This window comes from Streptomyces tanashiensis (genome assembly GCF_014648895.1).
Taxonomy (GTDB): domain Bacteria; phylum Actinomycetota; class Actinomycetes; order Streptomycetales; family Streptomycetaceae; genus Streptomyces; species Streptomyces tanashiensis.
In genome coordinates this window covers 136764-155476 of sequence record NZ_BMRZ01000007.1, presented here as the reverse complement: position 1 = coordinate 155476, position 18713 = coordinate 136764, and the positions used below count along the sequence as shown (strand labels likewise).

The 18713-nt window shown below is 73.9% G+C and carries 14 protein-coding genes and 1 pseudogene; 8 read left to right on the top strand and 7 right to left on the bottom strand.

Translation table 11 applies throughout. The annotated features are described in order from the left end of the window. Window positions 1-63 precede the first annotated feature (63 nt). Both purB and mug read left to right on the top strand, forming a co-directional pair. Window positions 64-1506: an adenylosuccinate lyase gene (gene purB / locus IE237_RS22280; protein ID WP_179199748.1), complete on the top strand. Its 1443-nt coding sequence runs from the start codon at window positions 64-66 to the stop codon at window positions 1504-1506. Between the two features lie 62 nt (window positions 1507-1568). Continuing rightward, window positions 1569-2075 carry a G/U mismatch-specific DNA glycosylase gene (gene mug, locus IE237_RS22275; RefSeq protein WP_189803829.1) on the top strand — a complete coding sequence of 169 codons (507 nt, stop codon included), beginning with the start codon at window positions 1569-1571 and terminating at the stop codon, window positions 2073-2075. 12 nt (window positions 2076-2087) lie between these two features. Here the strand turns inward: mug and IE237_RS22270 are convergent, their stop codons facing one another. Further along, window positions 2088-2504 (bottom strand): hypothetical protein, encoded by a 417-nt coding sequence (locus tag IE237_RS22270; protein ID WP_189803828.1) that lies wholly within the window; start codon window positions 2502-2504, stop codon window positions 2088-2090. Between the two features lie 184 nt (window positions 2505-2688). Between IE237_RS22270 and IE237_RS22265 the strand changes: the two genes are divergently transcribed. Next, window positions 2689-3846, top strand: coding sequence for an ROK family transcriptional regulator (locus tag IE237_RS22265; RefSeq protein ID WP_189803827.1), 1158 nt, complete (start codon window positions 2689-2691; stop codon window positions 3844-3846). Between the two features lie 51 nt (window positions 3847-3897). Here IE237_RS22265 and IE237_RS22260 read toward each other — a convergent pair whose 3' ends face one another. Further along, a complete protein-coding gene (locus IE237_RS22260; RefSeq protein WP_189803826.1) occupies window positions 3898-4638 on the bottom strand; it encodes a GntR family transcriptional regulator in 741 nt (246 codons plus the stop codon). A gap of 259 nt (window positions 4639-4897) precedes the next feature. Beyond that, window positions 4898-5800, bottom strand: coding sequence for an RNA polymerase sigma-70 factor (locus IE237_RS22255; RefSeq protein WP_268253708.1), 903 nt, complete (start codon window positions 5798-5800; stop codon window positions 4898-4900). 173 nt (window positions 5801-5973) lie between these two features. On the opposite strand from IE237_RS22255, the gene IE237_RS22250 reads away from it, so the two are divergent. Next, window positions 5974-6804: an alpha/beta fold hydrolase gene (locus tag IE237_RS22250; RefSeq protein WP_189803825.1), complete on the top strand. Its 831-nt coding sequence runs from the start codon at window positions 5974-5976 to the stop codon at window positions 6802-6804. A gap of 480 nt (window positions 6805-7284) precedes the next feature. On the opposite strand, the pseudogene IE237_RS41795 reads toward IE237_RS22250, so the two are convergent. The 4 genes and pseudogenes from IE237_RS41795 to IE237_RS22230 all read right to left on the bottom strand — a co-directional run. Then, a pseudogene (locus IE237_RS41795) lies at window positions 7285-7689 on the bottom strand (EamA family transporter); the annotation flags it as partial. A gap of 191 nt (window positions 7690-7880) precedes the next feature. Beyond that, window positions 7881-9500 (bottom strand): sodium/solute symporter, encoded by a 1620-nt coding sequence (locus IE237_RS22240; protein ID WP_189803824.1) that lies wholly within the window; start codon window positions 9498-9500, stop codon window positions 7881-7883. Beyond that, window positions 9497-10108, bottom strand: coding sequence for a DUF485 domain-containing protein (locus IE237_RS22235; protein ID WP_189803823.1), 612 nt, complete (start codon window positions 10106-10108; stop codon window positions 9497-9499). The genes IE237_RS22240 and IE237_RS22235 overlap by 4 nt, the downstream gene beginning before the upstream one ends. Before the next feature lie 273 nt (window positions 10109-10381). Next, entirely contained in the window at window positions 10382-11341 is a 960-nt protein-coding gene (locus IE237_RS22230; RefSeq protein WP_189803822.1) for a helix-turn-helix domain-containing protein, read from the bottom strand. Window positions 11342-11448: 107 nt separating this feature from the next. Here IE237_RS22230 and IE237_RS22225 point away from each other — a divergent pair, with 107 nt between their 5' ends. The 4 genes from IE237_RS22225 to IE237_RS41380 all read left to right on the top strand — a co-directional run bounded on the left by IE237_RS22225 (window position 11449) and on the right by IE237_RS41380 (window position 18653). Continuing rightward, window positions 11449-12522, top strand: coding sequence for a saccharopine dehydrogenase family protein (locus IE237_RS22225; protein WP_189803821.1), 1074 nt, complete (start codon window positions 11449-11451; stop codon window positions 12520-12522). 43 nt (window positions 12523-12565) lie between these two features. Beyond that, window positions 12566-13975: a MocR-like pyridoxine biosynthesis transcription factor PdxR gene (gene pdxR / locus IE237_RS22220; protein ID WP_189803820.1), complete on the top strand. Its 1410-nt coding sequence runs from the start codon at window positions 12566-12568 to the stop codon at window positions 13973-13975. A 270-nt stretch (window positions 13976-14245) separates the two neighbouring features. Continuing rightward, entirely contained in the window at window positions 14246-15838 is a 1593-nt protein-coding gene (locus IE237_RS22215) for an alkaline phosphatase D family protein (protein ID WP_189803819.1), read from the top strand. A gap of 121 nt (window positions 15839-15959) precedes the next feature. Next, complete coding sequence (locus IE237_RS41380; protein WP_189803818.1) at window positions 15960-18653, top strand: DUF7824 domain-containing protein; 2694 nt, start codon at window positions 15960-15962, stop codon at window positions 18651-18653. The last annotated feature ends 60 nt before the right edge of the window (window positions 18654-18713 follow it).

Sequence of the window (18713 nt, the reverse complement as noted above, 5' to 3'; positions counted from 1 at the left end):
GTAGCAAGCTCCACACGGGACCGTGGCGCTGGCCTGCAGAAACCACCAGTAAACTCTGTCCACGTGACTGCTGTGACTGCGAAGCCCCGCATCCCCAACGTTCTGGCCGGCCGCTACGCCTCCGCGGAGCTCGCCGTCCTCTGGTCCCCCGAGCAGAAGGTGAAGCTGGAGCGTCAGCTGTGGCTCGCCGTGCTGCGTGCGCAGAAGGACCTCGGGATCGAGGTTCCGGACGCCGCCCTCGCCGACTACGAGCGCGTTCTCGACCAGGTCGACCTCGGTTCCATCGCCGAGCGCGAGAAGGTCACCCGGCACGACGTGAAGGCCCGGATCGAGGAGTTCAACGCCCTCGCCGGCCACGAGCACGTCCACAAGGGCATGACCTCGCGCGACCTCACCGAGAACGTCGAGCAGCTGCAGATCCGGCTCTCCCTGGAGCTCATGCGGGACCGTACGGTCGCCGTCCTCGCCCGCCTCGGCAAGCTCTCCGCCGAGTACGCGGAGCTGGTCATGGCCGGCCGCTCGCACAACGTGGCGGCCCAGGCGACCACCCTCGGCAAGCGTTTCGCGACGGCGGCGGACGAGCTGCTCGTGGCGTACGCCCGCCTGGAGGAGCTGCTCGGCCGCTACCCGCTGCGCGGCATCAAGGGCCCGGTCGGCACCGCGCAGGACATGCTGGACCTGCTCGGCGGCGACGCCGGCAAGCTCGCCGAGCTCGAGCAGCGGATCGCCGGTCACCTCGGCTTCGCGCACGCCTTCACCTCGGTCGGCCAGGTCTACCCGCGCTCGCTCGACTACGACGTGGTCACCTCGCTGGTGCAGCTGGCCGCCGCGCCCTCCTCGATCGCCAAGACGATCCGTCTGATGGCGGGCCACGAGCTGGTCACCGAGGGCTTCAAGCCCGGCCAGGTCGGCTCCTCGGCGATGCCGCACAAGATGAACACCCGCTCCTGCGAGCGCGTGAACGGCCTCATGGTCATCCTGCGCGGCTACGCCTCGATGACCGGCGAGCTGGCGGGCGACCAGTGGAACGAGGGCGACGTGTCCTGCTCCGTGGTCCGCCGGGTCGCGCTGCCGGACGCCTTCTTCGCGCTGGACGGCCTCCTGGAGACCTTCCTCACCGTGCTCGACGAGTTCGGCGCCTTCCCGGCCGTCGTCGCCCGCGAGCTCGACCGCTACCTGCCCTTCCTGGCGACCACCAAGGTCCTCATGGGTGCCGTCCGCGCCGGCGTCGGCCGCGAGGTCGCCCACGAGGCCATCAAGGAGAACGCCGTCGCCTCCGCCCTCGCCATGCGCGAGCAGGGCACCGTGCAGAACGAGCTCCTCGACAAGCTGGCCGCGGACGAGCGGATCCCGCTGGACCGGGCGCAGCTCGACGAGCTGATGGCGGACAAGCTGTCCTTCACGGGCGCCGCCGCCGACCAGGTCGCGTCCGTGGTCTCCCGCATCGAGGAGATCCTCAAGCAGCACCCGGAGGCCGCCGCCTACACCCCCGGCGCGATCCTCTGACCGGGACTCCCCGGTTCACCAAGGAGCAGCTGGAGGCCGCCCGCGACCGCGTCGTTCCCGACGTGGCCGCGGGCGGCCTTTCCGTGCTGTTCTGCGGGATCAACCCGGGTCTCATGACGGCGGCGACGGGCCACCACTTCGCCCGGCCGGGCAACCGCTTCTGGCCGGTGCTGCACCTGTCCGGGTTCACCCCGAGGCAGCTGCGCCCGGACGAGCAGGACGAGCTCCTGTCGTACGGGCTCGGGATCACGAACGTGGTGGCACGGGCGACCGCGCGGGCCGACGAGCTGACGGCCGAGGAGTACCGGGAGGGCGGCCGGATCCTCGTCGGGAAGGTGGAGCGGCTGGCGCCACGCTGGCTCGCGGTCGTTGGCGTCACCGCGTACCGCACGGCCTTCGGCGAGCCGAAGGCCGCGATCGGGCCGCAGGAGCGCATGATCGGATCCACCCGGGTCTGGGCGCTGCCCAACCCGAGCGGCCTCAACGCGCACTGGACGGCGGCGACGATGGCCGAGGAGTACGCCCGCCTCCGGGAGGCCGCCGGGGTCCCGGACGCCCACGACGCCTGAGCGGGCGGCGGCTCACACCTCCGTCGGCGGGTCGACGGTGGTGAGTACGGCGAGGAGCTGGAACGGCAGTTCCTTGTCCCACTGGGAGACGCCGAGGCCGATCCAGAGTCCGTCGGCCCGCCACAGGCGCAGGTCGGGGGTGTGGCAGCTGAGGGTGGACCAGGGCTCGGGTATCGGCTCGCCCTCCATGCTCCGCTCCAGGACGGGCCACAGGTCGACCTCCCGGGGCTCACCCCAGCGCGCGGTGAGCAGGGCGCCGAGCCCGTCCCGTTCCGCTTCGTACTGGTCCTCGACGACCGGGCGCCGCGTGCCGTCGTCCTCCCAGAAGTCCTCGCTGGTCGCGAGCTCCGCCAGGTGGTGGTCCTGGCCGCCGTCGAATCCCCGGGCCCTGAGTAAGTCGATCGCCGCCAGATGATCTGCCGTGGTCATGGCTCCAGTAAAGCCCCCACCACTGACAGTTGGCGTGGCGTCAGGAACGGGCCGGACCCCGGGAGCGGTGCGCGGTCCGGGTGCGGGGGCGCCGGATCCGGTGCGTGCCGGGGGCGGCACTCGCCGCGACCGGGCCCATTGAGTACCATCCGCCGGAGAGGCGCACGAGCTGGGAGGACTTACTGTGGGGCGGCTGACCGGCGGGGATCCGTCTCTGCTGCGGCGGATCAACTCCGCAGTGGTACTCCATGCGCTGCGGGGCGCCGACGCGCCCACGCTCACGGATCTGACCCGGATCACGGGCCTGTCGCGGCCCACGGTCGAGGGGGTCGTCGAGGGCCTGATGGAGGGCGGTCTCGTCGTCGAGGCGGCGCCCGAGGAGGGTGAGGCACGGCGGCAGGGACGTCCGGCACGGAGGTTCCGTTTCCGCGCCGAGGCCGGCCATCTGCTGGGCATCGAGATCGGTCCGCACCGTGTGGCGGCCCTGCTGTCCGGTCTGGACGGGCGCATCATCGGCGCCGGGTCCCGCGAGGTGTCGGAGACGGCGCCCGAGGACGAGCGCCTGGACCGGGTGCGTACGGTCGTGGCCGACGTGCTGCGCAGGGCCGGCGTCGCCCGGTCCAATCTGCGGGCCGTCGGCGTCGGCACGCCCGGCATCGTGGAGGCCGACGGCACGGTGCGTCTCGGTACGGCGCTGCCCGGCTGGACGGGCCTGGCGCTCGGCGAGCGCCTGAGGCGCTCCTTCCGCTGCCCGGTGATCGTGGAGAACGACGCCAACGCGGCGGCCGTCGCCGAGCACTGGAAGGGTGCCGCGACCGACTCCGACGACATCGTCTTCGTCCTCGCAGGCCTCAGCCCCGGTGCCGGGTCGCTGATCGGCGGCCGGCTGCACCGCGGCTTCGGCGGGGCGGCCGGGGAGATCGGCGCCCTGCACCTGCTGGGCCGGGGCGTCACCCCCGAGCATCTCCTCTCGACCACGGACGAGCCGCTGCACCCGCTGGACGAGCAGGCGGTCGCCGAGGTCTTCGCGCTGGCCCGCAAGGGCGACGCGCGCGCGGAGGCCGCGGTGGAGCGGTTCATCCAGCGCCTCGTGCACGACGTGGCGGCCCTGGTGCTCGCCATCGACCCCGAGCTGGTGGTGGTCGGCGGCTGGGCGGCCGGCCTCGACGGGGTGCTCCAGCCGCTGCGCGAGGAGCTGGCGCGGTTCTGTCTGCGGCCGCCCCGGGTGGTGCTGTCCCTGCTCGGCGAGGCCGCGGTGGGCACGGGCGCCCTGCGGCTGGCCCTCGACCATGTCGAGGAGCAGCTCTTCGCCGTCGACGGCACGGTGACGGCCCGCCGCTAGGAGTACTCCTGGCGACGGGCCGGCGTCTGTCGGCGGTGGGTGGACCGCGTCCTACGAGGCCATGACCAGGTCGACGGAGTCGCCGAAGGTGAGGCGGCAGGTGTCGGCGCGGTAGGTGGCCACGGAGACGGCGGCGGTGCGCCCGGCGGAGAGGTAGCGGGTCGTCACGACGAGGACGGGCGCGCCCGGCAGCCGGTCGAGCTCCTTGGCGTCGTCGGCGCGGGCGGAGCCGAGCTCCACGGAGCGGTCCTGCCCGTCGAGGACGAGGTGCTGGAGTTCACGGAGGACGGCGCGGGCGCGGGCGGGGCCGGCGGGCGCGTCGATGGCGCTGAGGCCCGGGACGGATCCGGCCGGCACGTAGAGCAGCTCGGCCGCGACCGGCTGGCCCTGGCTGATCCGGAGGCGGCGCACGACGTGCACCTGCTCGTCGGTGCCGGTCTCCAGGACGCGCGCGACGGCGGCCGGGGCCACGTCGGCCGCGGAGTCCTGGGGCTGCCAGGCGTCGTCGCCGACACCGGGCCAGGCGTGCTGGGTGGTGGAGACGTCGACGCCGACGCGCGGCGGGGCGACCGTGGTGCCGACGCCGCGGCGGCGCTGCAGGCGCCCTTCCAGCTCCAGCTGCTCCAGGGCCTGGCGGAGCGTGGCACGGGCGACGCCGAAGCGCGCCGCGAGCTCGCGCTCGTTGGGCAGGATCTCCCCGACGGCGAAGTCCGAGTCGAGCGCTTCGCCGATGACTGTCTTGAGGTGCTGGTACTTCGGCTCCGGTACCGATGCCAGCTGCGTGGTCCCCACCCTGATCCTCCGCAATTCGCCGTGTCCCGCGGCGTTTTTCCGCGCCCTTGTTTATTAAAGGTTCCTGCACTAACTCTGCGACCATAAGGCGAGCCACCCCCTTGGTCAAGACCAATCCTCCGTCGAACGCCCCTGAATGTGACCCTCTGACCTAGATCGTTCACAGGACGTTCGCGCCCTTGTGAGCCCCGCGCAGCAAAAGGCCCCGCCTCCCGGGAGGGGAGACGGGGCGAGATCGAGCCGAATGGCGTGATCGCGGTCAGACCTCGGCGGGATCGGCGAGGCCCTGGAGCTTGTCGGGGTTGCGGATGATGTAGACGCACTGGACGAGTCCGTCGCGCAGCTCGACCTGGAAGACGGAGTCGGGCTTCCCGTCGGCGAGGACGAGCACGGCGGGAGCGCCGTTCAGCTCCAGGAAGCGCACCTCGAAGGCGGCGTCCGCGCCCTGGGTGACGGCGGCGAGGAAGCGGCCGACCTTGTCGGCGCTCTCGATGATCCGCAGCGGCGCCTTGGACTTGCCTCCGCTGTCGCCGACGAGCCGGACGTCGGGGGCGAGGAGCGCGAGGAGCTCGCCGAGATCGCCGCCGGCGGCGGCGGAGAGGAAGCGCTCGGTGAGGTCGCGGCGCTCGGCCGGGTCGACGTCGTAGCGCGGCCTGCCCTCGTCGACGTGGCGCCGGGCGCGCCCGGCGAGCTGGCGCACGGCCGCCTCGGTGCGGTCGAGGGCGGTGGCGATCTCTCCGTACGGGAAGCCGAAGGCCTCGCGCAGCACGAAGACGGCCCGCTCCAGGGGGGAGAGGGATTCGAGCACCACGAGGACCGCGAGGGAGACGGAGTCGGCGAGCAGCGCGCGCTCGGCGCTGTCGGGGGTGGCGGGGCCGAAGTCGGTGACGAGGGGCTCGGGGAGCCAGGGGCCGACGTAGGACTCGCGGCGCGCCTGCGCCTGGCGGAGCCGGTCGATGGCGAGCCTCGTGGTGATCCGTACGAGGAAGGCGCGCGGCTCGCGGACGGCGGCCCGGTCCGCGGCGGTCCAGCGCAGCCAGGCCTCCTGGACGACGTCCTCGGCGTCGGCGGTGCGGCCGAGCATCCGGTAGGCGACGCCGAGGAGCATCGGACGGTGCTCCTCGAAGAGTTCGGTCAGGGTGTCGGTGGTGTCGGTGGGCACCCGCCCATCCCAGCCCACGACACCGGCCCTGTCCAGTTTCCGGCCCCCGTCTTGAACTCCTGGCTACTGAGCGGTAATTGTTACTGACGGGTCGTCTAAAGACGGGGCCCGCGACGGCGCTCCGGAGGGAGTCCACCACCGGCGTGCCGTCCACGAGGAAGCGAGGAGCCCGCATGCCCGCACGGATCGCGTTCACGATCGAGACCCCGGCGGGTCCCCGCACCACGTCCATGACGTACGAACGGCGGGGCGCGGGCGAACCCCTGCTGCTGCTCCACGGCATCGGGCACCACTGGCAGGCCTGGGAGCCCGTCCTCGACATTCTCGCCGCCGAGCGCGAGGTGATCGCCGCCGACCTGCCCGGCTTCGGGGCCTCCGACGGGCTGCCGGAGGGCGTCCCCTACGACCTGTCCACCGTCGTCCCCGTGCTCGGCGCCTTCTGCGAGGCCGTCGGCTTCGAGCGTCCGCACGTCGCCGGGAACTCCCTGGGCGGGCTGCTCGCCCTGGAGCTCGGCCGGGAGAAGCTGGTGCGCTCGGTCACCGCCCTCTCCCCCGCGGGCTTCTGGTCGGAGGCCGAGCGGCGGTACGCCTTCGGGACGCTGCGCGCCATGCGCGGCGCCGCCCTGTCGCTGCCCGTGCCGGCGATCGAGCGCCTCTCGCGTACGGCCGCCGGGCGCACCGTGCTCACCAGCACCATCTACGCGCGGCCCGGCCGCCGGTCACCCGAGGCCGTCGTCGCCGAGACGCTCGCGCTGCGCAAGGCCGCCGGCTTCCACCAGACCCTGGCCGCGGGCCGGACCGCCCTCTTCCGCGACGACGTCCCCGCGGTCCCCGTCACCGTCGCCTGGGGCACCCGCGACCGGCTGCTGCTGCGCCGCCAGGGCGTGCGCGCCAAGCACACCCTGCCCGCCGCGCGCCTGGTCCGGCTGCCCGGCTGCGGCCATGTGCCGATGAACGACGACCCGGCCCTGGTCGCACGCGTGATCCTGGACGGCAGCCGCTGAGACCTGGCGGGCCGACCGCGTGAACAGGCCGGTCCCCAGGGCGGCGCCGGCGCCCACGAGGAGACTGCCGGCCGCCTGCGGGAGGCCGAAGGCGGCGCCTCCGACCAGGGCGGCGCTCAGAGCGGCGGCGATCGGGATCGCCCCGGTGTAGAGAGTGGCCCTCTCCATACCGACGCGCTGGACACCCATGTAGAAGAGGACGAATCCGACGACCGTGGCCAGGGCCGCCTGCCAGACCAGGGCGCCCGCCTCCACGGCCGTCGGCATCCGCACGAGCCCGGCGCCGTCCACGGCCAGGCCGACGAGCGCCGCCTCGGCCGCACCGATCCCGCACACGGCCGCCGTGAGCAGCTTCGGCCCAAGCACCCTGAGGACCGGGACGGCGAGGACGGTGAAGCCCACCTCGCCCGCGAGGGCCGCCACCGACCAGCCGATCCCGGCCAGGTCGGTACGCCCCCAGCCCTGCACGGTGAAGGCGCCGGCGGCGACGAGCAGCGCCCCGTACAGCACGGCGGGAGCGGGCCTGCGGCCCTCGGTCAGCGGGACCAGGACGGCGACGACCACCGGGGCGCAGCCGACCAGGACGCCGGGGACGGCGGGTTCGGCGGTCCGCTCGGCGGCGAGGACGGCGAGGTTGAAGCCGACCATGCCGACGGCCGCCAGGGCGGCCAGCCGCAGCCAGTGACGGGTGGTCAGGAGCCGCAGCGGAGCGAGTCCGCCGCGGCCGAGCAGCGGGAGGAGGAGCAGACAGGCGGCGCCGTAGCGGAGCGCCTGTCCACCCGCGTACGGGTAGGAGCCGAGCAGGCTGTTGGCGGTGAAGGAGGCACCGACGAGGGCGTAGGCGAGGGTCACCAGGAGGACCCCGCGCAGGGCGTTCGCGTTCATGCCTCCGACGCTAGGAAGCGGCGCGGCCCCGTTGAAGGTCCACTTCCGTCGCGCCATCGGGGACCACTTCGGAGCGCCGGGCGCGCGAGCCCGGCCTGATCGACACGACACCCCCTGGACACTTCGGGACAGCCGAGAGGGCGCCCGGCCTGGAACTTCAGGCCGGGCGCCCTTTCGTCGGGGCGTACGCGTCAGGACGCGGAGGCGCTGTTCGCCGCGGGGGCGCCGGCCAGGATCATCTCCTCCACCGCTTCGTACCCCATGCGCTGGTCGGCCGGGTCACGTTCGCGGAGCACCGTGCCGAGCCAGCCCGCGAGGAAGCCCAGCGGGGCCGAGAGGATGCCCGACGTGGTGAACGGGAACCAGTTGAAGTCCTGGTCGGGGAAGATCGCCTGGGGCGATCCGGACACCAGGTTGCTGCCGGTCATGAGGATGAACGCGGAGGCGCTGCCCACGATGAGGGTGCAGAGAAGTCCCGTTCGGGAGTAGCGGCGCCAGAAGAGGCTGTAGACGAGGGCCGGTGCGACCGCGGACGCGCCGATGCAGAACGACAGGGTGAGCAGTGCCTGAAGGTTCAGATGCCGTGCACCGGCGGCGATCGCGATCGCCACGAACCCGACGCCCGCCGCGGCGGTCCGGGCGATGGCCATCTCCACGGAGCCCTTCAGTTGCGCCTTGCGGCGCAACCCGTGCGTGATGAGGTCGTGCGCCAGGGTGTTGGCGCAGGCGAGGGTGATCCCGGCGACCGAGGCCAGCAGGGTGAGGAAGATGGCTGTCGACACGACCGTGAACAGCAGCGTCTCGAAGGTCGTCTGGTCCGTGCCCATGACGGCCTGGCTGACCATGAGGAACGCTGTCTTGCCCTGCGGGTCACCGGCGACGATCTCCTGGCGGCCGACGATCGCCGCCGCGCCGAAGCCGATGACGGCGATCAGCAGACAGGTCACGACGACGGTCGACACCGCCCAGGACATCGAGCGCCGCACGGCTGCCGCGCTGCGCGCGGTGAACATGCGCATGGTGATCTGCGGCAGCACCGCGGCGCCGAGCACGACCGTCAACTGAGTGCTGATCATGTCGAGTTCGTTGCCGCCGAACTGCAGACCGGAGGCGAGATAGGCGTCTCCCGCCCCGCTGCCGCGCTTGGCGGCGTCCAGCAGGGAGGGCAGGCTGAAGTCGAAGCGGTTGAGGATGAGCGCGGCGATCGCGAGGGACGCGCCGAACAGGGCGACGGTCTTGACGATCTGGATGAAGGCGGTGCCCTTCATGCCGCCGATCGCCGCGTACGCGATCATCAGCAGGCCCAGGAAGACGATCGCCCCGGTCTTGAAGCCGTCGGAGTGGAAGCCGAGGACGACGGAGAGGAGATCGCCGGCGCCCGCGAGCTGGAAGACCACCAGCGGCAGCAGTGCGGTCAGGGTGACCGCGGCCGTGGTGATCCGCACGGCGGGGCCGGGGAGACGCCGGGTGAGGACGTCGCCGATCGTGAACCGGCCGGCGTTACGCAGCGGTTCGGCGAGCAGGAACATCATCAGGACCAGCGAGAGCGCGGTGCTCAGGGCGAGCGTGACGCCGTCGTAGCCGACGAGCGCGATGATGCCGATGGTGCCCAGCACGGTGCCGGCGGAGATGTAGTCGCCGGCGATCGCGAGGCCGCTCTGCACGGGGGAGAGCGAGCGGTAGCCGGTGTAGAAATCGCCCAGGTCGTCACGGTCGGGGCCGGTCATCACGCACAGCAGCAGCGTGACGGTGATGACCGCGATGAACGCGATCAGCGACATGGTCTGGGCCTCGGAGCTGAAGCTGGTCATGCGCGCGCACCTCCGGTGGGCTGCTTCCACACGGGACGTCCGGAGCGGCTCTGGCGCTCCGGCGGGGGCGCGGCTGCCGCGGCCGCCTGCTCGGCTCGTTCGCGGATCGTCGCGGCGAGTGGGTCGACGCGGTTGCGCGCGATCCGCTCGTACAGCGCGATCGCAGCCAGCGCCACGGGCAGCTGGAGGAGCCCCAGGACCAGACCGATGGTGAGACCACCGGTGATGTTGCCGGTCATCATCGAGGGGGCGTAGCCGGACAGGAGGAGGAAGACGGCGAAGTAGCCGAGCGCGGTGAAGGTGGCGACGCGGCGGAGCCTGCGGTAAGCCGATCCGAGCCGGTGCAGATCATCACGATCGTCGCCGGCGGCGGGCGGCTGCGGCTGCGGCTGCGGGGCCGCGTCCCCCCAGGGCTGCTGCGCGGAGTCCCAGCCCTGTGGCGAGGAGTCCCACGCTCGCGGGGACGAGTACCGGGCTGCCTGTGGATCGGCGCCCCAGGACGGCGATCCACCCTCCCAGGACTGCGACGCCGCCTCTTGGCGGTGCCGCCCGGCATTCGGGTGCTGGGGTATGGGCGGTGGGCCGGGGAAAGACTGGTGGTACGACATCGATCTTGCTCCTTGCCGCCCCGGGGACGGGCGGGTGGCGCTGGTGGTCCGCGTACGTTACTCATGGGTATAGCCCCCGCGTAAGGGGATTCCGACCACTCGGTATGTCGTTTCGGTGACGATCCTGTGCGCGTGGCGGCGAAACCGGCGGAAACCCCCGTCGTTGATCTTTCCGCAGGTCACGGGTGGGTCTCGGGCCACCCCTGGGGCCGGGCAGGGCCGCACGCCGGCAGCCGGGCCGTGTCGCAGGAATGCAGTCCTGCACCCCTGCCCTCACCCGTCCGGCGCGGGGCGGGTGCGGGAGCGGAAGGTGCGGCGGTAGGTGTCCGGGGGCACGCCGACCGTGCGGTTGAAGTGCCGGCGGAGGGTCGTGGCGGTGCCCATGCCGGTCGCTTCCGCGATGGCGTCGACGCTGTCGTCAGTGGCCTCCAGGAGCTCCTGGGCGCGGCGGATCCGCTGGGTGAGGAGCCATTGCAGCGGGGTGGTGCCGGTCGCCGCGCGGAAGTGGCGGCCCAGGTGGCGGGAGCTCATCCGCGCCCGGCGGGCCAGGTCCTCCACGGTCAGCGGCTCGCCGAGCCGTTCGACGGCCCAGGGCAGCAGCTCGGTGAGCGGGTGGTCCTCCCGGGTGGGCACGGGGGCGGTGACGAACTGGGCCTGGCCGCCGTCCCGGTGCGGGGGCACGACCAGGCGGCGGGCGACCGTGTTGGCGACGGCCGAGCCGTGGTCGAGGCGGACGAGGTGCAGGCAGAGGTCCATCGCGGCGGCCTTGCCGGCGGAGGTGAGCACCCGGCCGTTGTCGACGTAGAGCACGTCGGGGTCGACCTCGACCCGGGGGTACCGCTCGGCCAGGACCTCGGTGTGCGCCCAGTGCGTGGTGGCGCGGCGGCCGTCGAGCAGCCCGGCGGCGGCCAGGACGAACGCGCCCGTGCACAGGGAGGCCACGCGCGCGCCCGCGTCGTGGGCCGCGCGCACCGCGTCGACCAGGTCGGCGGGCGGCTCCTCGTCGACGTCGGCCCAGCCGGGGACGATCACGGTGTCCGCGTACGGGAGCCGGTCGAGCCCCCGGTCGGGTTCCAGGCGGAACCGCTCGACCTGGACGGGTCCCGGTCCGCAGACGGTCACGTCGTACCAGGGGACGGCCACAGCGGACGGCGGGGAGCCGAAGACCTCGTACGCGAGGGAGAGTTCGAAGTGCAGCATGCCGTCGGTGACGGCCAGCGCGAGCGTACCCATGTCCGTAATTGTACGGGGCATGGCGTTCCGGACACTCGCGGCGATCCCCACCGGGCGCCAGGATGTGGGTAGTTGAAGATTCGATAAACGGGAACGCGGGAGAAGTCATGGAATCGGGTCAGACGGTCGTGGTGTTCGGCGCCTACGGTCACACCGGGCGCTTCGTGGTGGCGGAGCTGCTCGAGCGGGGCTACGTCCCGGCGCTCTCCGGCCGCGACGCCGACAGGCTGCGGGAGCTCGCCGCCTCCCACGAGGGGCTCGACGTCCGCCCGGCCTCGGTCGACGACCCGGCCTCGCTCGACCGGGCGCTGGCGGGCGCGGCGGCCGTCGTCAACTGCGCCGGGCCGTTCGCCGTGACCGGTGCCCCGGTGATCGAGGCCGCGCTGCGCGCCGGGATCCCGTACGTGGACGTGGCGGCCGAGATCGAGGCCAACGCCGACACCTTCGCGCGCTTCGCCGACCGGGCCCGCGCCGCGGGGACGGTCGTCGTCCCCGCGATGGCCTTCTACGGAGGCCTCGGCGACCTCCTCGCCACCACGGCCATGGGCGACTGGACGGCGGCCGACGAGGTGCACGTCGCGTACGGGCTGAGCAGCTGGCACCCCACCGCCGGCACCCTCGCGGCCGGCAAGGTCTCCCGGGAGCGGCGGAACGGCCGGCACGTCCGCCACACCGGCGGGCGGCTCGAGTACCACGACGACGCCCTCCCGGTCCAGGAGTGGCCCTTCCCCGCCCCCCTGGGCACCCGGCCCGTCATCGGCGAGTTCACGATGGCCGACGTCGTGACCGTCCCCAGCCACCTGGCGGTGCCCGAGGTCCGCACGTACATGGCGGTCGACGCGGCCCAGGACCTGTCGGCGCCGGACGCGTCGGCACCGACCGCCGTCGACGCGCGCGGCCGGTCCGCGCAGACCTTCCTGGTGGACGTCGTCGTGCGCTCCGGGGACACGGAACGCCGGGCGGTCGCCGCCGGCCAGGACATCTACGCCGTCACGGCGCCGCTCGCGGTGGAGGCGGTCCACCGGATCCTCACCGGCCGGACCCGGACGACCGGAGTCGCCTCGGCCGGCGCGATCTTCGACGCGCCCGACTTCCTCCGCGCACTGTCCGGACACCTCTCCGTGGACGTGCGCCACGAGCCCACCGGCGGCCTCGGCATCATGGACCCCGACCGGGACTGATCGACGGACTCCCGGCCCGGCACGGCGAGAAGGGCCATGGGACATGAGGGGCGAGGGGCAGGCCGCGTGGGAACTGCTGCTGCCGGCCGCCGGCGCTCCGGCGCGGCGGCGGGGGCGGGCCCTGCAGGAGGCGCTGCGCGGCGCGGTGCGTTCGGGGCGGCTCCCGGCCGGGACGCGGCTGCCGTCGACCCGCGAACTCGCGGCCGACCTGGGCGTCTCACGGGGGCTCGTCACCGAGGCGTACGAGCAGCTGACGGCCGAGGGCTACCTCCGCAGCGACCGGGGTGCGGGAACCTGGGTGGGCGGCGCGGCCAGGGCGGCCGTGCGCGGGGCCCGCGACCTGTCCGCCGGGGCGCCCGGCGTCCGGGTGGACTTCCGCCCGGGGACCCCCGACCTGTCGCTGTTCCCGAGGAGCGCCTGGGCGGCGGCACAGCGGTCCGTGCTCGCCGCACTCCCCCACGCGGCGCTCGGCTACCCGGACCCGCGCGGGCTGCCCGCACTGCGCGAGGCGCTGGCCGCGCTGCTGACGCGGCGCCGGGGTGTGGTGGCCGATCCGGAGCGGCTCGTGGTCTGTTCGGGCGTGGCGCAGGCGTCGACGCTGCTCGGATTCGTGCTGCACGCGCGCGGGCTGCGCCGGATCGGGATCGAGGACCCCGGCAGCCCGGAGCACGGGCGGCTGTTCGCCTCGACCGGCATGGAGACGGTGTGGCTGCCGCTGGACGAGGAGGGGCTGCGGCCGGGGCCGCTCGCCGGCTCCGGGGTGCGGGCCGTGGTGGTCACGCCCTCGCACCAGTTCCCGTCCGGCATCAGCTGGTCGGCGGAGCGCCGGGCCTCGCTCCTCGACTGGGCGCGCGCGGTCGACGGGTACGTCCTGGAGGACGACTACGACGGCGACTTCCGCTACGACCGTGCCCCCGTCGGCGCGCTCCAGGGCCTCGACCCGGAGCGGGTCGCGTACGCGGGCTCGGTCAGCAAGTCGCTCGCTCCGGGGCTGCGGCTCGGCTGGATGCTCGTCCCCGAGGCGCTGCTCGACGAGGTCGTCGAGCGCAAGCGGACGATGGACCTCGGCAATCCCGCGCTCGACCAGGCCGTCCTCGCGGAGTTCGTGACGCGGGGCGGGTACGACCGGCAGCTGCGCCGCTGCCAACGCGCCTACCGGGAGCGGCGGGACGCGCTGCTGGCCGCGCTCGCGGATCACCTGCCCGGCACCCGGGTGAGCGGCATCGCGGCCGGACTCCACGTCATCGCGCGCGTACCGGGGCGGTTCGGGCCCCCGGAGCGGTTCCTCGCGCGGGCGGCGGAGGCGGGGGTGGCACTGCGGCCCCTGGAGGAGTACGGCACCGCGCGGCCCTCGGACGGGGACGTACGGCTCGTCATCGGGTACGCGCACCTGGCGCCCTCGGTGATCGCGACGGGGATCCGGCTGGTGTCGGGGGCGTTGGGGAACGGGTGACTGGATCCAAGATCCAGCATCCGAATATCGGATCCAGGATCCTGGGTCCCATATTCGGAATTCGGATACTGGATCTTGGATCCGGGAGGAGGAGTTCGGGCCCGGGCGACCGCAAGCCCGAGATCCAGAGGCCCGAACGGCGATCTGTTCACGCGGGGTTCGCGCGGGCGCCGCACCCGGCCGTTAGGCATGGGCAGGCGCACCCCGGCCGTCAGGCACGGGTCGGCGCGCACCGTCCTCGACCGAACGACCGACCCCGGAGGCGTTTCCATGTCCCTTCCCGTGCCCGGCTCCTCGCCCTCCCCCGCGCGGCGCAGCGTCCTGCGCGGCTCGCTGGCCGCGTCGGCGGCGCTCACCCTCGGCGGAACCGGGCTCGCCGCCCCGGCGTTCGCGCTCTCGGGCCGGCCCCGGGCCGAGTGGGGCGTGCAGGCGGGTGACGTCACGGCCTCCTCCGGTCTGGTGTGGGTGCGTGCGGACCGGCCCGCGCGGATGCTCGTGGAGACCTCGGCGACCGAGTCCTTCCGGCACGCGCGCCGCCATCTGGGGCCGCTGATCGGCGCGGGCACGGACTTCACCGGCACGACCGCCCTGCGCGGGCTGCCGGCGGGCGAGCAGATCCACTACCGCGTCACCCTCGTCGACCCGGACGATCCGCGCCGGACGGGCGAGCCGGTCCTCGGCACGTTCCGTACGGCCCCGGACCGGCGCCGCGACGGGGTGCGCTTCCTGTGGTCGGGCGACATCGCGGGGCAGGGCTGGGGCATCAACCCGGACATCGGGGGCTTCCGCGCCTACGAGGAGATGCGCCGGCTCGACCCGGACTTCTTCCTGTGCAGCGGCGACACGATCTACGCCGACGGGGTCATCCAGCCGAGCGTGACCCTGCCGGACGGGCGGGTCTGGCGGAACGTCACGACGCCGGAGAAGGCGAAGGTCGCCGAGACGCTCGACGAGTACCGGGGCAACTTCCGCTACAACCTCCTCGACCACAACGTCCGGGCGTTCAACGCGCAGGTGCCGTCGGTGGTGCAGTGGGACGACCACGAGGTGCGCAACAACTGGTACCCGGGCCAGATCCTGGACGACGCCCGCTACACCGAGAAGGACGTGGACGTCCTCGCGGCCCGCGCCTCGCGCGCGTTCGGCGAGTACTTCCCGGTCTCCACGCTCCACGCGCGCGGGGACGGGCGCGAGCGGCGGATGCACCGGGTCGTGCGGTACGGGCCGCTGCTCGACGTGTTCGTGCTCGACATGCGCTCGTACCGGAACGCCAACTCGCCCGGCCGGCAGGCCGACGACACCACCGGCATCCTCGGTGCCGAGCAGCTGGCCTGGCTCAAGCGGGAGCTGGCCGCGTCCCGGGCCGTGTGGAAGGTGCTCGCGGCGGACATGCCGATCGGTCTGGTCGTCCCGGACGGCGCCGCGAACTTCGAGGCGATCGCGCAGGGCGACCCGGGTGCGCCGCTGGGCCGGGAGCTCCAGATCGCCGAGCTGCTGCGCTTCGTGAAGCACCGGCGGATCACCGGCACGGTGTGGCTGACGGCGGACGTCCACTACACCTCGGCACAGCACTACGCGCCGGAGCGGGCGGCCTTCCAGGACTTCGCCCCGTTCTGGGAGTTCGTGTCCGGGCCGCTGGCCGCGGGCGGGTTCCCGGCGAACGCGCTGGACGCGACCTTCGGCCCGGAGCGGGTGTTCGTGCGGGCGCCGGAGCGGGCGAACCTGTCGCCGATGGAGAGCCCGCAGTACTTCGGCGAGGTCGACATCGACGGCCACAGCGGGGAGCTGACGGTACGGCTGCGGGCCGAGGGCGGGACGGTGCTGTTCAGCAAGGTGCTCCAGCCGGGGCGGGTGGGGCAGTAGCTCCTGCCCAGGTGATTGTCAGTGGGGGCGCCTAACGTCGTACCCATGACGCGATCCGTACCGGCGCTCGCCGCCGTCCGCCGGTGCCCCGGCGGGCGGGGCGGCGGGAGTGGGGAGCGGGATGGGGGACGAGATGGAGAACGGTGTCGAGAAGCTGCTCGCCGCGGTGCGCGCCGGTGAGTCCGGTGAGGTGCCGGCGCTCCTGGAACCACTGGACGCCGCCGCGCGCGAGGCCGCGCTCGTCCGGCTGAAGGCACTGCGCGCCGAGGTGCGCGCCGGGAAGTGGGCGACACCTCCGCACGTACCGGACCGCATCCGCGGTGCGCTGTACGTGGCGGGGGCCGGCTGTCTGCCGACGGCCGCGGCGGCCGCGAGCTGGCTCGGCGCGCGCGACCTGCAGATCCGGGCGGAGGACAAGCCCCTGGCCCTCGCGGCGCTGGGCGACCGGGACCCGGAGTGGGCGGCGGATCTGGCGGGGCGTCTCGCCGGGCGGCGGGCCGTGGCGGAGCACAGCTACGCCCTGCTCCACGGGCTGATCGTCCGCTCCGGGTACGCCGTTCCCCCGACCGACGGTTACGTCACCGGGTGGACCTGGCACATCACCGACGACCGGCTCGTGGAGCGGCTCCGGGAGGACCCGCAGGCGCCGGCGCTCGTGGCGCACGCGCTCGGCATGGCGGAGGCACCGGAGCCGCTGACCCGGCCGGTCGGCCGGCGGCCGGCGCGGCACTGGCCCTCGGCGCTGCTGGTCCTCGTCGGGGAGGGGGTTCTGGACCGCGCGCGGATCCTGGACGTGTGCGTCTCCCGGCTGCTGCGCGGCGGCCCCGTCCGGAACCTGCGGCTTCCGCTGGAGATGGTGCGGCTGCTCGTGCCGGACGCGGAGGAGCTGCGGGAGCGGATCCCGGACTGGGTCGGGATCGCGGCCGACGCGCCGTCGCCGGTCGCCGGGTACGCCCAGGACGTCCTGGTGGAGCTCGCCTCGGCGGGGACGCTGCCGGTCGGGGCGCTGGCCGAGATGACGTCCGGTGTTCTCTTCCGTACCGAGAAGAAGCTCGTACGGGCCCAGTTGGCGCTGGTCGGCAAGGTGCTGGCGCGGGAGCCCGGCGCGGCCGGGGAGCTGCTGCCCGCCGTGACGGAGGCCTTCGGGAACGAGGACACGGAGGTGCAGGAGCGGGCGCTCACGCTGGTCGGCCGGCACCTGCCGGCGGTGGACGCGCGGGTGCGGCGCGAGCTGGCCGAGGCGGCCGGGCTGCTGGGCCCGACGCACCGGCGGGCCGCCGAGGAGCTGTTCGGTGCGGACCTGGCGCGCGAGGCGGTCCTTCCGTACGAGGAGATCCTGCCGCCGGTGCCGGAGGCACAGCGGGTCGCGCCCCCGGCGACGACCGTCGAGGAACTGGTCGCGGAGCTGGTGGTGAAGGGGCTCTCGGAGGAGCCCGTGGCGTTCGAGCGGGTGCTCGACGGGCTGGTGCGGCACGCGCACCGGGACCGGGCGGCGGTGGCGGAGGCCGTCCGTGCGGCCTTCCCCTCGGCCGGGTGGGAGCAGCAGACCCACTACTTCACCCACGAGGCCCACGGGATCCATGTGGTGCTGGCGGGTGTTCTCGGTCTGCTGAACCCGGCGCTCGTCGACTTCCACCGCACGAAGGGGCCCGGCGCGGACTGCTGTCTCCACCAGGCCCTGTCGGGGGTTCTCGACGCCCGGCTCTGGGAGGCCGCCGGTCTGGTCGGCACGGGCGCGCTGCCGTTCCTCCTCGCGGCGCCGACCCGGCACACCGGGGCGATCGACCCGCTCGTCCTGGTGGAGCGGCTGCGGGAGTACCGGGAGGCGGGTGTCGAGCCGGCTCCGTCCGATCTCGCGCAGGCGCTGCTCCGGGTGGCGAGGGCCGACCCGTCGGCGGGACGGGCGGCCGAGGAGGCGGCGGCGCTCGGCACCCCGGCCGGAGGGAGGCTCGCCGACTGGCTGCGGCCGGAGACGGCAGGAGACGGCGCCGTGCCCGGTGCCGGTCCGGTCGGGGCGGGCGTGCGGTTCCTCCGGCGGGACGAGGACCCGGCGTCGCGGAGGTTCTGGCCGAGCGACCGGATCGTGGTCGACCTGGGCGGGCGTCCGGCGGTGCGGGCGGAGTTCCCGCCCGCCTTCCAGTGGCTCGGCGGCGCCCTGGAGGCGACCCCCCGCCGATGCCACCACTGGGTCGAGAGCCGCGCGCAGTGGGCCGCGGTGCTGCCGGCCGACCGTGAGGTGTTCGCGGCCTGTCTCCTGCCGACCCTCGCGGCCTCTGTCGAGGGGGACTCGCGCGGCGCGACCGAACCGCTGACCGCGCTGGCCGAGGCCGACGGTCCGGTCGGGCGGGCGGTGCTGCTGGCCCTGGCGTTCGGTCTCGGCTGTGTGGACGCGGACGACCGGCTGCGCGCGGTGGACGCCGTCCTCGTACTGGCGGCGAGGGGCGAGCTGGACGCCGGTGGGCTCGGCACGGAGCTGGCCCGGCTGGTCGCGGAGGGGTCGGTGAAGCCGAACCGCGTGGCGGACGCGGCCCGGACGGCGGCCACCACGGGCGCGTACGGGACGGTCTGGGCGGTGCTGGCGGGGATGCTTCCCGAGCTGCTCGCCCCGGCGCAACCGGTGCGGGGGCTCGGCGAGGTCCTCGCGGTCGCCGCCGACTGCGTGGAGCGGTGCGGGGCCGGCGGCGAGGTCGCCGGGCTCGGCGCGCTCGCCGCGGGACGGGGTTCCTCGCAGCTGATGGTGCAGGCCAGACGGCTGCTGGGCGCACTCCGCCAAGGGGCCGGTCAGGACTCCATCAAGGGGTCGATCAGTCTCTGACAGAACCGGTCCGAATCGGCCTTTAAGCCGCCAGATCGGCGCTTAACCCGTCAGTCACAA

Excerpts from the sequence above, each read along its gene's own strand:
- IE237_RS22270 (WP_189803828.1), bottom strand. The coding sequence starts at position 2,504 with ATGACCACGGCAGATCATCTGGCGGCGATCGACTTACTCAGGGCCCGG.
- IE237_RS22240 (WP_189803824.1), bottom strand. The coding sequence starts at position 9,500 with ATGACCAGCTTCAGCTCCGAGGCCCAGACCATGTCGCTGATCGCGTTC.
- IE237_RS22225 (WP_189803821.1), top strand. The coding sequence starts at position 11,449 with ATGGAATCGGGTCAGACGGTCGTGGTGTTCGGCGCCTACGGTCACACC.
- IE237_RS22250 (WP_189803825.1), top strand. The coding sequence starts at position 5,974 with ATGCCCGCACGGATCGCGTTCACGATCGAGACCCCGGCGGGTCCCCGC.
- IE237_RS22215 (WP_189803819.1), top strand. The coding sequence starts at position 14,246 with ATGTCCCTTCCCGTGCCCGGCTCCTCGCCCTCCCCCGCGCGGCGCAGC.
- IE237_RS41380 (WP_189803818.1), top strand. The coding sequence starts at position 15,960 with ATGGGGGACGAGATGGAGAACGGTGTCGAGAAGCTGCTCGCCGCGGTG.
- IE237_RS22235 (WP_189803823.1), bottom strand. The coding sequence starts at position 10,108 with ATGTCGTACCACCAGTCTTTCCCCGGCCCACCGCCCATACCCCAGCAC.
- pdxR (WP_189803820.1), top strand. The coding sequence starts at position 12,566 with ATGAGGGGCGAGGGGCAGGCCGCGTGGGAACTGCTGCTGCCGGCCGCC.
- IE237_RS22230 (WP_189803822.1), bottom strand. The coding sequence starts at position 11,341 with ATGGGTACGCTCGCGCTGGCCGTCACCGACGGCATGCTGCACTTCGAA.